Here is a 12,873-nt window from a genome sequence, read left to right as displayed (position 1 = left end):
GCCTTCTTGGCTTACGACGAGAAGCAACATCACCCCGCCTACCTGTGGGCGTGGCGGCTGCTGCGACTCGATTTCACCGGCATCGCTTTCGCCGCACTATTCTTCTGCGCGTCGCTGACCCCTTCGCTGCTGCCCAGGGACTGGCTCTTCGCCGGGCTGATCGGCGGAATAAACGCCGTGATCGGTTACGGCATAGGGGTTTTCGTCGTCAAGATGGTCCGCCGTTTCCTGCTGGCCGGGCGTGGGTGGCGTCCCCCGCCGCCGCAGGTGACCGCGGCGGTCAAAGCGGTCACCGTCACGGTGGCGCTGGGGGCCTGTGTGCTGATGGTGATCCCGGCCGCGGCCTGGCAGCGCCAGGTCTCGGCGCTGATGGGGATGGAAGGCCCGGCCACCCTCAGCTATCTGCGCACCCTGGTCGTCGCCGCGGCCGTCGGCGCTCTGGGTGTCGCCACCGCCCGGGTCCTGCTCGACCTGATCAAGACGATGGCGCGCTTCTTCATCCGCCGCTGGCGCCTGTCCGACGAGCTGGCCCTGTTCATCGGGACGGCGATCGTGGTGGTGCTGGTCATCACGCTGGTCAACGGCGTTCTGCTGCGCGGGTTCCTGGCCGGGGCCAACCGAATCTTCCAGCCGCAGAACACCACCACCGCGGCGGGCGTGGTGCAACCCCAGGGTCCCGAAAGGTCAGGTAGCCCAGAGTCTTTCGCGTCCTGGGACACTCTGGGCTATCAGGGTCGCAGCTTTGTCGGAACCGGTCCCGACGCCGCGGAGCTGACCGCGATCAACGGGCGCCCGGCGCTCGAGCCCATCCGGGTCTACGCCGGTCTGGAGACCGCGGAGACCGGCGAAGGGCGGATGGCGGTGCTGCTCAGCGAACTGGAGCGCACCGGCGCCTTCGACCGCGAGGTGCTGGTGATCGTGCCGGCGACCGGGACCGGCTGGATCAACCCGATCGCCGCCGCCTCGATCGAGATGATGTACAACGGCGACACCGCCATCGTCGGATCGCAGTATTCCTATCTGCCGAGCTGGATCTCGTTCCTCGCCCACCAGCAGAAGTCGATGGAGGCGGGCCGGATGATGATCGACGCCATCCACCAGCGCTGGGTCCAGTTGCCCCCCGAGCGGCGGCCCCGGCTGCTGCTCTACGGCGAGAGCCTGGGTTCGATGGCGGGGCAGGGCGCATTTCAATGGCTGCCCGACATCTCCCGGATGGGTTTCTCCTCGGTGCTGTGGGTGGGCCCGCCGAACGCCAGCCCGCTGTGGCACGGCCTCACGGTCCGGCGCGATCCGGGAACCCCGGAGGTCCAGCCCCGCTACGACGACGGCCGCACGGTGCGGTTCTCTCAGGGCAACGACGCCGCCCAGATCGCCAGGGACACCGCGCCACCCTGGGAGGGCACCCGGGTGTTGTTCCTGCAGCATGCCTCCGACCCGATCGTGTGGTGGTCACAGGACCTGGTGTTCAGCCGCCCCGACTGGCTCTCCGAGCCGCCGGGTCGCGACCGCACCCCGTCCATGCGGTGGTATCCGATCGTCACGTTCTGGCAGGTGGCCGCGGACCTGACCAACGCGGTGTCGGTGCCCGCCGGACATGGGCACAACTACGGCGACTTCATCCTCGACGGTTGGGTGGGAGTGGCCGCACCGCAGGACTGGACCGTCTCCGACACCGCGCGCATCCGTGCCGCGCTGGCGCACGCCCTGCCGGACGGGAGCGGCGAATAGTGCGGCAGCGGGTGGGCGCGGGTGCGCTGGCCGCGGTGCTCGTCGGCTGGAAGTTCGCGACCTTCCGGATCCCGGCGCGCTGGCATCCGGTGCCGCACGTCCTGTTCGGCACCGCGGTGTGGGTGCTCACCGGCAACCCCCGGCTCGGCCTTCGGCCGCCCGCGTTGTGGGCGGGGCTGCGCTGGGGGACCGCGGCCGCGATCCCGGTCGTGGCGACGGTGGCGGCCGGCAGTGCGCTGCGACCGGTGCGCGAGGGCATGGCGGTGCAGCAGCTGCCGACGCCGATCAGCCATTGGCTGCTGGTGCGGATCCCGGTCGGCACCGTGTGGTCGGAAGAGGTGGCCTACCGGGCCAGCCTGGGCATGCTCGCCGTCCGGGCCTTCGGCAGGCCGCACGGGCGCCTCGTGGCCGCCGCGACCTTCGGTCTGTCCCACGTGCCCGATGCCCGGGCCACCGGCCAGCCGGTGGTGCTCACGGTGCTGACCACCGGCGTGGCCGGATGGCTGTTCGGCTGGCTCTACGCGAAGTCCGCCAGCGTGGCCGCGCCGATGCTGGCCCACCTGGCGGTCAACGAGGCCGGCGCGGTGGCGGCGGTCCTGGTGCAGCGTCGCGGCGCGGCTGGGCGACGGGCCGGCGGCGGCACACCTTAGATTTGACCGGTGCGCCGCAGTGCCGATCCGGTCAAGACCCGCGCCGCGGTGGCGGCGCTGGCCGACTGGTTGCGCGACGACAGCTCCACCGCCCCCGGCCGCGCCGAACTCGCCGAGGCGGTCCGGCTGACCGCCATGACGATGGCCGCCGTGGCCCCGGGCGCCGCCGTCGAGGTGCGCATCCCACCGTTCGTGGCCGTGCAGTGCATCGACGGTCCCCGGCACACCCGGGGCAACCCGGCCAACGTGGTGGAGACCGATCCGCGGACCTGGCTGCGCCTGGCGGCCGGGCTGACGACGGTTTCCGCCGCCGCGTCGGCGGGCACACTGCGGCTGTCGGGGGCGCGTGCCGGCGAGATCGCCGCTGCGCTGCCGCTGGTGGCGCTCCCCGACGCGCCAGAGTGACGAAAACGACATCCCGTCAACGGAAGTCCAGGGGAATCGCGAACCGTCGATTCCGCGTTTTCCCGCTGTTCACCGTAGACTGGGTGACGTCACCCCACCGCCCCAGGGAGCCCTGTAGATCGTGACCGCTGAGCCTTTCGAGCAGGTAGACGACAACCCCAAAGAAGAGTGTGGCGTATTCGGGGTGTGGGCCCCGGGCGAGGAAGTGGCCAAACTCACCTACTACGGGCTCTACGCCCTACAGCACCGCGGCCAGGAGGCGGCCGGCATCGCCGTCGCCGACGGCTCGCAGGTGCTGGTGTTCAAGGATCTCGGCCTGGTCAGTCAGGTGTTCGACGAGCAGACGCTGGCCGCCATGCACGGCCACGTCGCCGTCGGTCACTGCCGCTACTCCACCACCGGGTCCACCACGTGGGAGAACGCGCAGCCGGTGTTCCGCAACACCGCCGCGGGCACCGGGGTGGCGCTGGGCCACAACGGAAACCTGGTCAACACCGCCGAACTGGCGGCGCGTGCTCGTGACGAGGGGCTGATGGGAAGCCGGGGCGCGGCGACCGCGACCACCGACTCCGACATCCTCGGCGCGCTGCTGGCGCACGGGGCGGCGGACTCGTCGCTGGAGCAGGCGGCCCTGGAGTTGTTGCCGTCGGTGCGCGGTGCGTTCTGCCTGACGTTCATGGATGAGAACACGCTCTACGCGGCGCGCGATCCCTACGGTGTGCGTCCGCTGGCACTCGGCCGGCTCGACCGTGGCTGGGTGGTGGCCTCCGAGACCGCCGCGCTGGACATCGTCGGCGCGTCGTTCGTCCGTGACATCGAGCCCGGCGAGCTGCTGGCCATCGACGCCGACGGCGTCCGGTCCACCCGGTTCGCCCCGCCGCAGCCGAAGGGCTGTGTCTTCGAATACGTCTACCTGGCCCGGCCCGACAGCACCCTGGCCGGTCGATCGGTCCATGGCACCCGCGTCGAGATCGGCAGGCGGTTGGCCCGGGAGAAGCCGGTCGAGGCCGACCTGGTGATCGGAGTGCCGGAGTCCGGTACCCCGGCCGCGGTGGGCTACGCCCAGGAGTCGGGAATCCCGTTCGGCCAGGGGCTGATGAAGAACGCCTACGTGGGGCGGACGTTCATCCAGCCCTCCCAGACCATCCGCCAGCTCGGTATCCGGCTCAAGCTCAACCCGCTGCGCGAGGTGATCCGCGGCAAGCGGTTGATCGTCGTCGACGACTCGATCGTGCGGGGCAACACCCAGCGCGCCCTGATCAGGATGCTGCGCGAGGCCGGCGCCGTCGAGGTGCATGTGCGGATCGCCTCGCCGCCGGTGAAGTGGCCGTGCTTCTACGGCATCGACTTCGCCACCCCCGCCGAGCTGATCGCCAACGCCGGCAACGCCGACTCCGACGAGGACGACACCCTCGAAGCGGTGCGGCACGCGATCGGTGCGGACACCCTGAGCTACATCTCCCAGCAGGGCATGATCGCCGCGACCGAGCAACCGGCGTCCCGGCTGTGTTCGGCATGTTTCGACGGCGACTATCCGATCGAACTGCCCGGCGAGACCGCGCTGGGCAAGAACGTCATCGAGCACATGCTGGCCACCGCCGCGCGCACCGGGGTGCCGGTGCAGGCGCAGAACGACAACGCGTCGGCACTGCGCCGGCCGTAGCGGCGTAGATCGACTGCCTCACTCAGGTGCGGTGGGACTGATGCGCAGAATGTGGCGCCGGCCGCGTTCGGCGGAGGCGCCTTCAGTGCTCAGCGCCTGCCGCACCGCGTCCAGGTATCCGGTCAACCCTCCGGGGGGCGGCGCGATGACGGCGTCGATGTCGTGTTCATGGCACACCGCATCGCACTCCAGCGACTCCACCAGCGGACGGGCCAACCCGGACGGTATCGGGGTCACCAACCCCACCCACCAACTCGCGATCGTCGGAGTCAGGAACGGCAGCACCACCATCAGCCGTCGGCGCAGCCCGGCGACATCGGCGTAACCCTGCATCGCCTCGCCGTACTCCATCGCGTCGGGGCCGCCGATGTCCCAGGTGCGTGATTCGGGCAGCTCGGCGGTGGCGGCCTCGGCCAGGTAGTAGAGGACGTCGCCGACGGCGATCGGCTGGATCATGTTGTGCACCCATTTCGGGGTGGTCATCACCGGCAGCCGGTCGGTGAGATGGCGGACCATCTCGAACGACGCGGATCCGGACCCGATCACGATGCCCGCCTGCAGCACCACCGTCTCGATCGACGAGGCCAGCAGGATCTCGCCGACCTCCACCCGCGAAGCCAGATGTCTCGACAGCCCGGTGCCGGGCGGGTGCAGCCCGCCGAGGTAGACGATCCGGCGCACCCCGGCGCGTTCGGCGGCAGCGGCGACGTTGCGCGCCGACTGCGCCTCCTCGGCCACGAAATCGCCGCGTGCGGTGCCCATCGAGTGGACCAGGTAATAGACGACGTCGACGCCCTCGAACGCCGCGGTCAACGAGTCAGGCTCGGTCAGATCGCCGCGTACCACCTCGACCCGGTCGCGCCAGGCGGCGCGGTCGAGTTTGGCGGGTTTGCGTGCCATGGCCCGGACATGGTGGCCGCGGTCGAGCAACTCGGGCACCAGCCGGCCACCGATGTACCCGGTCGCGCCCGTCACCAGGCATCTGGTCTGTGCCGCCACCACCCCTCCGATCCCTCGATGTCTGCAAGAGACGCTCTTTGTGTGTTTCGTTGCCGACGCCGATCTGGATTGCCCGCAACCGCGCCGCCTAACCGCCCGGCTGCGTCCACAATGGCGGCATGGCGTTTCAGGGGTGGCCCATCGAGGCCGTCGAGTTCTACGAGGGGCTGGAGGCCGACAACTCGAAGGTGTACTGGCAGGAGCACAAGCCGGTCTACGAGCGGCACGTCAAGGCGCCGATGGAGGAGCTGCTGGCCGAGCTCGCCGACGAATTCGGCGAGGGCAAGATGTTCCGGCCCTACCGCGACATCCGGTTCAGCGCCGACAAGTCCCCCTACAAGACGTCCTGCGCGGCGACCCTCGGCGCCGGCTATGTGGCGTTCTCGGCGGAGGGGCTGTCGGTGGGCAGCGGCCTGTACCTGCCCGAGCCCGCCGCGCTGCGCCTCTACCGCGCCGCGGTGGACGCCGAAGGGCCCGGATCCGAGCTGGTCGGCATCGTCGCCGACCTGCACCGGGCCGGCTACCAGACGATGGCCCACGAGGTGCTCAAGACCGCGCCGCGCGGATACCCGAAGGACCATCCGCGGATCGAGCTGCTCAGGCACAAGGGCATCGCCATGATGAAGACCTGGCCGGTGGGTGCCTGGCTGGGCACCAGGAAGGCCAAAGATCGGGTGGTCACCGCCCTGCGCGCGGCGGCACCGCTCAACGGCTGGCTGGAACGTAACGCCACCTGACGACCGGCACATACCGGCGGCGGCTGCCGAACGGTAACCTTTGACTCGATGACCGAGCGCGCCGAACAACACGGCATTTCCTACGCGTCGGCAGGGGTGGACATCGAAGCCGGTGACCGCGCCGTCGAACTGTTCAAACCGCTAGCCAAGAAGGCCACCAGGCCCGAGGTCCGCGGTGGCCTCGGCGGCTTCGCCGGGATGTTCGCACTGCGCGGCGACTACCGCGAACCCCTGTTGGCGTCCTCGACCGACGGGGTCGGAACCAAGCTGGCAGTCGCGCAGGCCATGGATAAGCACGACACCGTCGGCATCGACCTGGTCGCGATGGTCGTCGACGACCTAGTGGTCTGCGGTGCCGAGCCGCTGTTCCTGCAGGACTACATCGCCGTCGGGCGCACCGTGCCCGAACGGGTCGCCGAGATCGTCTCGGGCATCGCCGACGGCTGTGTGCTGGCCGGTTGCGCACTGCTGGGCGGGGAAACCGCCGAACATCCGGGTCTGATGGCACCCGATCACTACGACATCTCCGCGACCGGTGTCGGCGTCGTCGAGGCCGACGACGTCCTCGGGCCCGACCGGGTCAAGCCCGGTGACGTGATCATCGCGATGGCGTCGACGGGGCTGCACTCCAACGGCTACTCCCTGGCCCGGCATGTGCTGCTCGAGATCGACCACATGAACCTCGCCGGACACGTCGAGGAGTTCGGCAGGACGCTGGGGGAGGAGCTGCTCGAGCCCACCCGGATCTACACCAAGGACTGTCTGGCGCTGGCGGCCGAGACCCAGGTGCGGACGTTCTGCCACGTCACCGGTGGCGGGTTGGCCGCCAACCTGGAGCGGGTCATTCCGCACGGCCTGGTGGCCGAGCTGGACCGGGGTACCTGGACTCCGGCGCCGGTGTTCGCCATGATCGCCCAGCGCGGCCGCATCGAACGCGCCGAGATGGAGAAGACGTTCAACATGGGCGTCGGGATGGTGGCGGTGGTGGCCGCCGAGGACACCGACCGCGCGCTGGCCGTGCTGACCGCGCGGCACCTGGATTGCTGGCCGCTGGGCACCGTCATGAAGGGCGGCAAGGACGGTTCACGAGCGCAGCTCGTGGGTCAGCACCCCAGGTTCTGAAAGGAAGCGCTGCGGCCGGCGACGGCTATCGGCGCCAGTCGTCCTCGTCCGCCCAGCTGTCGTCGGGTGCTCCGTCACCGCCGTTGAAGCGGTCGTCTTCGGAACCGCCTGACAGCTCGCGCTGGAGCCGCTCGAAATCAGTCTGCGGTGAGCTGTATTTGAGCTCACGAGCAACCTTGGTCTGCTTTGCCTTTGCCCGGCCGCGGCCCATGGGGGAACCCCCTCGCGCAATAACGGAGCGGCCCAATTATCAGGCGGCTCCGATCTGAGTGTGTTTATTTTCCTGCCCACACCTTACCGTGCCCGAGGCTGTGGTGCTGGCAGGCCGGGGTGCGCTGAGTCATGTGGCTCTGCTCACCCGCCGCGCAGCCGCTGCACCGCCAGCCGGCCCGCGCCCACCGCGTCGGTGGGCGGAAGCGAATCGGGATCTATGACGGCGGGCACCGCAGCCTCGCCGCCGGTGGTCAGCGCCGTGTCCGCCGGAATGCCGCGCTTGACCAGGGCCAACGCGATCACACCCTGGTCGGCGTGATCCACCACGGTGCCCAGCCGGCCCACCGCGCGACCACCCGCCAACAGCGGGTCTCCCGTCGCGGGGCGGTCGGGGGCGCCGTCGAGGTGTAGCAGTACCAGCATCCGCGGCGGTTTGCCCAGGTTGTGGACCCGTGCGACCGTCTCCTGGCCGCGGTAGCAGCCCTTCTCGAGGTGCACCGCACCCAGCCCCGGCCCGCCGATCCAGCCCACCTCGTGCGGGATGGTGCGCTCATCGGTGTCGACACCCAGCCGGGGCCGCAGCTCGGCGACCCGGTGTGCCTCGTAGGCCCATACCCCCGCCGGCCGGGCGCCCGCGGCCACCAGTCGGTCCCGCAGCTCAGAGGCCTTATCGGACGGGACGACAACGTCGACCTCGACGGTGGTGGCCGGGATGCGCCGGACGAAGCCGCCCTCGGGCAACCCGACCGCGGTGCCCTCCGCGGGCAGGGCCGCCACGCCCAGCGCCGCGAGCAGCGACGGTTCGGCGGCACCCGGCCCGAGCAGCGACAACACCGCCAAATCCGCGGGTTCCACGGCGACGTCGGACCAGAAGACCATCTTGCGCAGAAAGCCCAGCAGCGGCTCCCCGCGCCACGGCTCGGTGTCGAGCACGGTCTGCTCGGCCAGCTCGGTCTGCCACCAGTGATCTTCGACACGGCCCTGCATGTCGAGGCTGAGGTTCTGGGTGACCGCGCCCTCGGGGAGCTCACTGACGTGCTGGCTGGAAATGTTGTGCAGCCAGGTCTTGCGGTCGGGGCCGGACAGCGACAGCACCGACCGGTTCGACCGGTCGACGACGATCACGCCGTCGGCGGCTGCGCGTTGTTCACCGAGCGGATCGCCATAATGCCAAACCGCGCCGGCGTCGGGCCCGGTATCGGGGGCGGGAACTGCGGACATCCCTCAACTCTACGATTGCCCCATGACCGACTTCCCGGGCGTCGTCGTCACCCTCGACGGACAGCTGCACGATCCGCAGCAGCCGCTGCTGCACGCCGACGACCTGGCCGCGGTACGAGGCGACGGCGTTTTCGAGACGCTGCTCATCCGCCAGGGTGCACCCTGCCTGCTGGAATCACACCTGGCACGGCTGACCCAGTCGGCCCGGCTGGCCGACCTGCCCGCCCCGGACCTGGAGAAATGGCGTTCGGCCGTCGGCATCGCGACCCGGCAGTGGCTCGCCGCCGGCGGCGAGGAGGGGGTGCTGCGGCTGGTCTACAGCCGCGGACGCGAACACAGCCCGACCGGCACCTCCTACGCCACCATCGGTGCGGTGCCGGACCGGGTCGCCACGGTCCGCAACCACGGGCTGGCGGCGCTCACGCTCGAGCGCGGGCTGCCCGCCGAGGGCGTGGACCGGATGCCCTGGCTGCTGGCCGGCGCCAAGACACTGTCCTACGCGGTCAACATGGCCGCGCTGCGCCACGCCGAACAGCTGGGCGCCGGTGACGTCATCTTCGTCAGCTCCGACGGCCGCATCCTGGAGGGGCCGCGGTCGACCGTGATCATCGCCACCTCCTCGCCGGACGGGCGCACCTGCCTGCTCACACCGCCGCCCTGGTACCCGATACTGCGCGGAACCACCCAGCAGGCCCTGTTCGAGGTCGCCCGCACCAAAGGCTACGACTGCGACTACCAAGCGCTGACTCCGGCGGATCTGCGCTCTGCACAAGGCATTTGGCTGGTTTCCAGCATCACCTTGGCGGCACGTGTGCACACCCTCGACGGCGTGGCGCTGCCGCCGAACCCGTTGGCCGAGGACATGACCTCCCTGATCGACGCCGCGATCCTGCACGATCGCTGAGAGGTTAAATCGCTTGTCGCGGTGAGCAAGCGCGGGTACGGTCGCCTGTACACAGGGAAGGAGGTGGTCCGACAAATTGAGTGACTTATGGACATGTGAGGTGGCTGCGAGCTAGCAGCGCCGGGGAAGCGCTCGACGCACCTGTGCGCGCTGGCGAATTCCCCGCAGCCACCCGGCCCCCGAGCCCCTCGGCCTTGTCCGGCCAGGAACGACGGCTCGGGGGCCGCTCCATATCTGTGCATCTGCCGGCCGGCCCGGTATCTGCGATGATGCCGGGCATGTCCGCGCCCAGCGCCCCCGGTTGGAAGGCCATGGCTTCGGCCGTGCTGCTTTCCGTGACGCTGGCGTGTGTGGCTGCGTGCGCGCCGCCGGCCGGCGAACCCTCGCCCACCGTCGATCCGGGCGAGTGCACGAAGGACGTCCTGGACACGCTGTATCCGGGAATTCTGACCTTCGCCGCCGACCAGCCCGTCTACCCGCCGTGGTACATGGGCGACGACCCGGAGAACGGTGAGGGCTTCGAAGCGGCGCTGGCCTATGCCGTCGCAGCCCGGTTGCGCTACGCCGCCGAGGAGGTGCGCTGGATCCGGGTGCCGTTCAACGCGGCGCTGGCGCCGGGTGCCAAACCGTTCGATGCCAGCCTGTCCCAGTTCTCCATCACCGACCAGCGCAAGGCTGCCGTCGACTTCTCCGCGCCGTATTTCGACGTCACCCAGGCCGTGATGACAGTCCGCACCTCGCCGGCCGCGGCGGTCCACGACCTCGCCGGGCTGCGGACCGTCAGGCTGGGCGCCCAGATCGGATCCACCAGCTACAGCGCCGCCGCCGCGCTGCGCGGCGATGCCGGGCTGCAGGCCTACGACACCACCGTCGATGCCAAGATGGCGCTGGTCGACGGCCGAATCGACGCGTTGGTGGCCGATCTACCGACCGCGTTCACCCTGTCCAACGAACTGCTCGAAGGCCTGATGATCGGTCAGCTCCCGCGATCCGGTGACGGCACCGAACAACTGGGGATCGTGCTGAACCTCGACAGCCCGTTGACCCGCTGCGTGTCCTGGGCGGTGGATTCGCTGCGGCAGGACGGAACCTTGTCGCGCCTGGAACGGCGGTGGCTGGCCGGCGCCGGAAACGCACCGGTGCTGACGTCGAACGGCCGCTAAGCGTTCTGCCAGCGTAGATATCCAGTGAGGCGCGAAACTACCCTTCAACATTTCTGGCCTGGGCGTGCGACGAGAGGCTGTGGTGGTGGCCTGGTTCTCGGTGGGGGTCGCCGACGATGGTGTAGCTGGGGCGGTGTCGACGCCAGTGGCGGGCCTGGTGTCGGGGTGTTTCCCCAATACCAGGCCCGCCGGGGTTGTCGTCGAGATGTGGTGCTCGACGACAACCCTAGGGGGTGGTGGCGGCTCAGTTGACGATCGGGTTGATCGCGATTTCGACCACCCGGATGTTGTCGCCGGGGCCGGTGATGGCCTCGTTGGCGGCACCCAGGGCAATGGCGGTGTTGAAGTCGCCGGGCCCGGTGATGGCGGCATTGGCCACCCCGATAGCCACGGCGGTGTTGTTGGCGCTGTCCTCTCCGGCGATGGCGACGTTGCCCTGACCGAAGGTGAACGCCAACAGTCGGCTACCGTCGGCGGTGGCGGTGCTGTCGTTGCCGTTGACGATCGCTCGGGTGAGCCCATCGGTACCCCGGGCGGTCGCTACGGTGCGATCGCCGGCAGCGCGGGCCACCACGAACCCGTCGAGACCAGCATCGGCGTTGGCCGCCGATTCCACGCCGCGCGCCGCCGCGGTGGCCACCCCGCCGAGGGCGGCGTCCGAGCGCGCGGTGCTCAGGGTGCCGCTGACTGAGCTGCGTGCGACGGACCCGTCCTTGGCCACCGCGGTACCGATGTTGTTGTCACCGCGCAGCGATATTGCAGCCCGGCCGGTCCCACTTGCCGTGGCACCGCCGCCGTTGCTGTCGCCGACGATGCTGACCGCGATGCGCCCCTCATCGAGGGCCTGGGCTTGGGACCGGTTGACATTACCGACAAGGGTGATGGTGGCCCGCCCGCTGGTTGTCTGAGCCAATGCGTTGTTGTCGTCGCCGAGAACGGTCACCGTGGCGCGCCCGTCGAGCGACGCACTGGCTACTGCGGCGTTGTTGTCGCCGGCGATGCGCATTGTCGGGACACCAGAAGCCGACCGCGCCTCTGCCGTGTTGTTGCCTCCGACGATCGTGACCTTGGGGCCCTGCCCGAGCGGACTGGTGGTGGTTGCCAGCCTTGCTGTGTTCTGGTCGCCAAGGACCACAGCGCGGCCAAACTGGCCCGACTCCAGTTCGACGGCGTTGGCGTCGCCCCAAACGCTGGCCGAGCCAATGGCGCTATCGGTGAGTCGCACAACGTTGTCGTCGCCGACGACCCGGGCGCTGTTAAAGAACAGGCTGACTCGGACCGTGTTGCCGTCACCGATGACGACAAGCGAGTCGTGATGAGAATCCGGCGCCACTCCCATGTCGGCCGCGTTGTCGTCGCCGATGAAAATGCCGCGGTGGAAATCACCATTCTCAATAGCGAGGACGCCGCCTTCGCCGAGAATGATGCCGCGGTTGAAGTCGCCGTCTTCGATCCGCACCACTGCACCGTCGCCGCGCACGACCGCGCGGTTGAGATTGCCGCCGGTCGCCAGCGCGGAGCTGTCGTCGCCGCGCACGATGGCCCGGCTGAACCAGCCCTCGGCGGTCGCGATGCTGTCGTCGCCGATCGCGATGGCGATCGCACCGAAACCGTCGGAGGTGGCGACCGCGGTGCCGCGTTGCAGGATTTCGCGTCCGCCGATGGAGATGCTGATATCGGAGAGTCCAAGCAAGTCCAGCAGGCCCGCCTGCGCCTGCGGGGCCGCGGTGGCTGTCACTGTCGCGGTGGACACCGTGTTGGTGGTCAGTGTGACGGAGGTGGCGGGCTGACTGTGCGATGCCGGAGCGGCAGCCTCATTGGCGGACGCCTGCTCGGCCGGATCCTGGACTGTGTCAGCGTCTTTGGCCGAGGTCACCGGCGTGGCCTCCGGGGCGGGCGTATCGGTGACCGGCTCAGCCGCCGGGGCGGCCGGGGTCGCCCGCTCGGCCAGCTCGACCGGCTGCTCCGCAACGGTTGCGGGAACCTCCTCGACAGCCGGCGAACCCTCATCCTCTGACCAGGCCTCATCGTCGTCGTAGCCAGCTTCGCCTGCGTCATCGACCTCGTC

The 12,873-nt window shown here is 69.7% G+C and carries 12 protein-coding genes; 8 read left to right on the top strand and 4 right to left on the bottom strand.

Annotated features, from left to right (window positions below; all coding sequences use genetic code 11):
* Positions 1 to 6: 6 nt before the first annotated feature.
* The 4 genes from ACXAID_RS03975 (at position 7) to purF (ending at position 4,446) form a co-directional block, all read left to right on the top strand.
* Positions 7 to 1,728 (top strand): alpha/beta hydrolase, encoded by a 1,722-nt coding sequence (locus ACXAID_RS03975; RefSeq protein ID WP_475020883.1) that lies wholly within the window; start codon positions 7 to 9, stop codon positions 1,726 to 1,728.
* A gap of 11 nt (positions 1,729 to 1,739) precedes the next feature.
* Positions 1,740 to 2,378 carry an Rv0804 family intramembrane glutamic endopeptidase gene (locus ACXAID_RS03970; RefSeq protein WP_475020882.1) on the top strand — a complete coding sequence of 213 codons (639 nt, stop codon included), beginning with the start codon at positions 1,740 to 1,742 and terminating at the stop codon, positions 2,376 to 2,378.
* Between the two features lie 9 nt (positions 2,379 to 2,387).
* Positions 2,388 to 2,783 (top strand): sterol carrier family protein, encoded by a 396-nt coding sequence (locus tag ACXAID_RS03965; protein ID WP_475020881.1) that lies wholly within the window; start codon positions 2,388 to 2,390, stop codon positions 2,781 to 2,783.
* A gap of 121 nt (positions 2,784 to 2,904) precedes the next feature.
* On the top strand, positions 2,905 to 4,446 hold the full coding sequence (gene purF / locus ACXAID_RS03960; protein WP_475020880.1) for an amidophosphoribosyltransferase: 1,542 nt from the start codon (positions 2,905 to 2,907) through the stop codon (positions 4,444 to 4,446).
* An 18-nt stretch (positions 4,447 to 4,464) separates the two neighbouring features.
* On the opposite strand, the gene ACXAID_RS03955 is transcribed toward purF, so the two are convergent.
* Positions 4,465 to 5,448, bottom strand: coding sequence for an NAD(P)H-binding protein (locus ACXAID_RS03955; protein ID WP_475020879.1), 984 nt, complete (start codon positions 5,446 to 5,448; stop codon positions 4,465 to 4,467).
* 116 nt (positions 5,449 to 5,564) lie between these two features.
* Between ACXAID_RS03955 and ACXAID_RS03950 the strand changes: the two genes are divergently transcribed.
* Together ACXAID_RS03950 and purM are read left to right on the top strand one after the other, a co-directional pair.
* Entirely contained in the window at positions 5,565 to 6,182 is a 618-nt protein-coding gene (locus ACXAID_RS03950) for a DUF2461 domain-containing protein (protein ID WP_475020878.1), read from the top strand.
* Between the two features lie 48 nt (positions 6,183 to 6,230).
* A complete protein-coding gene (gene purM / locus ACXAID_RS03945; RefSeq protein WP_475020877.1) occupies positions 6,231 to 7,304 on the top strand; it encodes a phosphoribosylformylglycinamidine cyclo-ligase in 1,074 nt (357 codons plus the stop codon).
* Between the two features lie 25 nt (positions 7,305 to 7,329).
* Here the strand turns inward: purM and ACXAID_RS03940 are convergent, their stop codons facing one another.
* Together ACXAID_RS03940 and ygfZ are read right to left on the bottom strand one after the other, a co-directional pair.
* Positions 7,330 to 7,515: a DUF3073 domain-containing protein gene (locus ACXAID_RS03940; protein ID WP_475020876.1), complete on the bottom strand. Its 186-nt coding sequence runs from the start codon at positions 7,513 to 7,515 to the stop codon at positions 7,330 to 7,332.
* A gap of 143 nt (positions 7,516 to 7,658) precedes the next feature.
* Positions 7,659 to 8,738, bottom strand: coding sequence for a CAF17-like 4Fe-4S cluster assembly/insertion protein YgfZ (ygfZ, locus tag ACXAID_RS03935; protein ID WP_475020875.1), 1,080 nt, complete (start codon positions 8,736 to 8,738; stop codon positions 7,659 to 7,661).
* A 22-nt stretch (positions 8,739 to 8,760) separates the two neighbouring features.
* Between ygfZ and ACXAID_RS03930 the strand changes: the two genes are divergently transcribed.
* Together ACXAID_RS03930 and ACXAID_RS03925 are read left to right on the top strand one after the other, a co-directional pair.
* Positions 8,761 to 9,642, top strand: coding sequence for an aminodeoxychorismate lyase (locus ACXAID_RS03930; RefSeq protein ID WP_475020874.1), 882 nt, complete (start codon positions 8,761 to 8,763; stop codon positions 9,640 to 9,642).
* Positions 9,643 to 9,920: 278 nt separating this feature from the next.
* Positions 9,921 to 10,805, top strand: a complete 885-nt coding sequence (locus ACXAID_RS03925) for an ABC transporter substrate-binding protein (protein ID WP_475020873.1) — start codon at positions 9,921 to 9,923, stop codon at positions 10,803 to 10,805.
* 244 nt (positions 10,806 to 11,049) lie between these two features.
* Here ACXAID_RS03925 and ACXAID_RS03920 read toward each other — a convergent pair whose 3' ends face one another.
* The gene (locus ACXAID_RS03920) at positions 11,050 to 12,681 is read right to left on the bottom strand and encodes a hypothetical protein (RefSeq protein ID WP_475020872.1); all 1,632 of its coding nucleotides are present in this window, start codon (positions 12,679 to 12,681) and stop codon (positions 11,050 to 11,052) included.
* Between the last annotated feature and the right edge of the window lie 192 nt (positions 12,682 to 12,873).

The sequence above is a fragment of the Mycobacterium sp. ABE4_509 genome, from assembly GCF_056160785.1.
This window is presented reverse-complemented; position numbering and strand designations above follow the sequence as displayed.

Excerpts from the sequence above, each read along its gene's own strand:
- ACXAID_RS03950 (WP_475020878.1), top strand. The coding sequence starts at position 5,565 with ATGGCGTTTCAGGGGTGGCCCATCGAGGCCGTCGAGTTCTACGAGGGG.
- purM (WP_475020877.1), top strand. The coding sequence starts at position 6,231 with ATGACCGAGCGCGCCGAACAACACGGCATTTCCTACGCGTCGGCAGGG.
- ACXAID_RS03940 (WP_475020876.1), bottom strand. The coding sequence starts at position 7,515 with ATGGGCCGCGGCCGGGCAAAGGCAAAGCAGACCAAGGTTGCTCGTGAG.
- ygfZ (WP_475020875.1), bottom strand. The coding sequence starts at position 8,738 with ATGTCCGCAGTTCCCGCCCCCGATACCGGGCCCGACGCCGGCGCGGTT.
- ACXAID_RS03930 (WP_475020874.1), top strand. The coding sequence starts at position 8,761 with ATGACCGACTTCCCGGGCGTCGTCGTCACCCTCGACGGACAGCTGCAC.
- ACXAID_RS03925 (WP_475020873.1), top strand. The coding sequence starts at position 9,921 with ATGTCCGCGCCCAGCGCCCCCGGTTGGAAGGCCATGGCTTCGGCCGTG.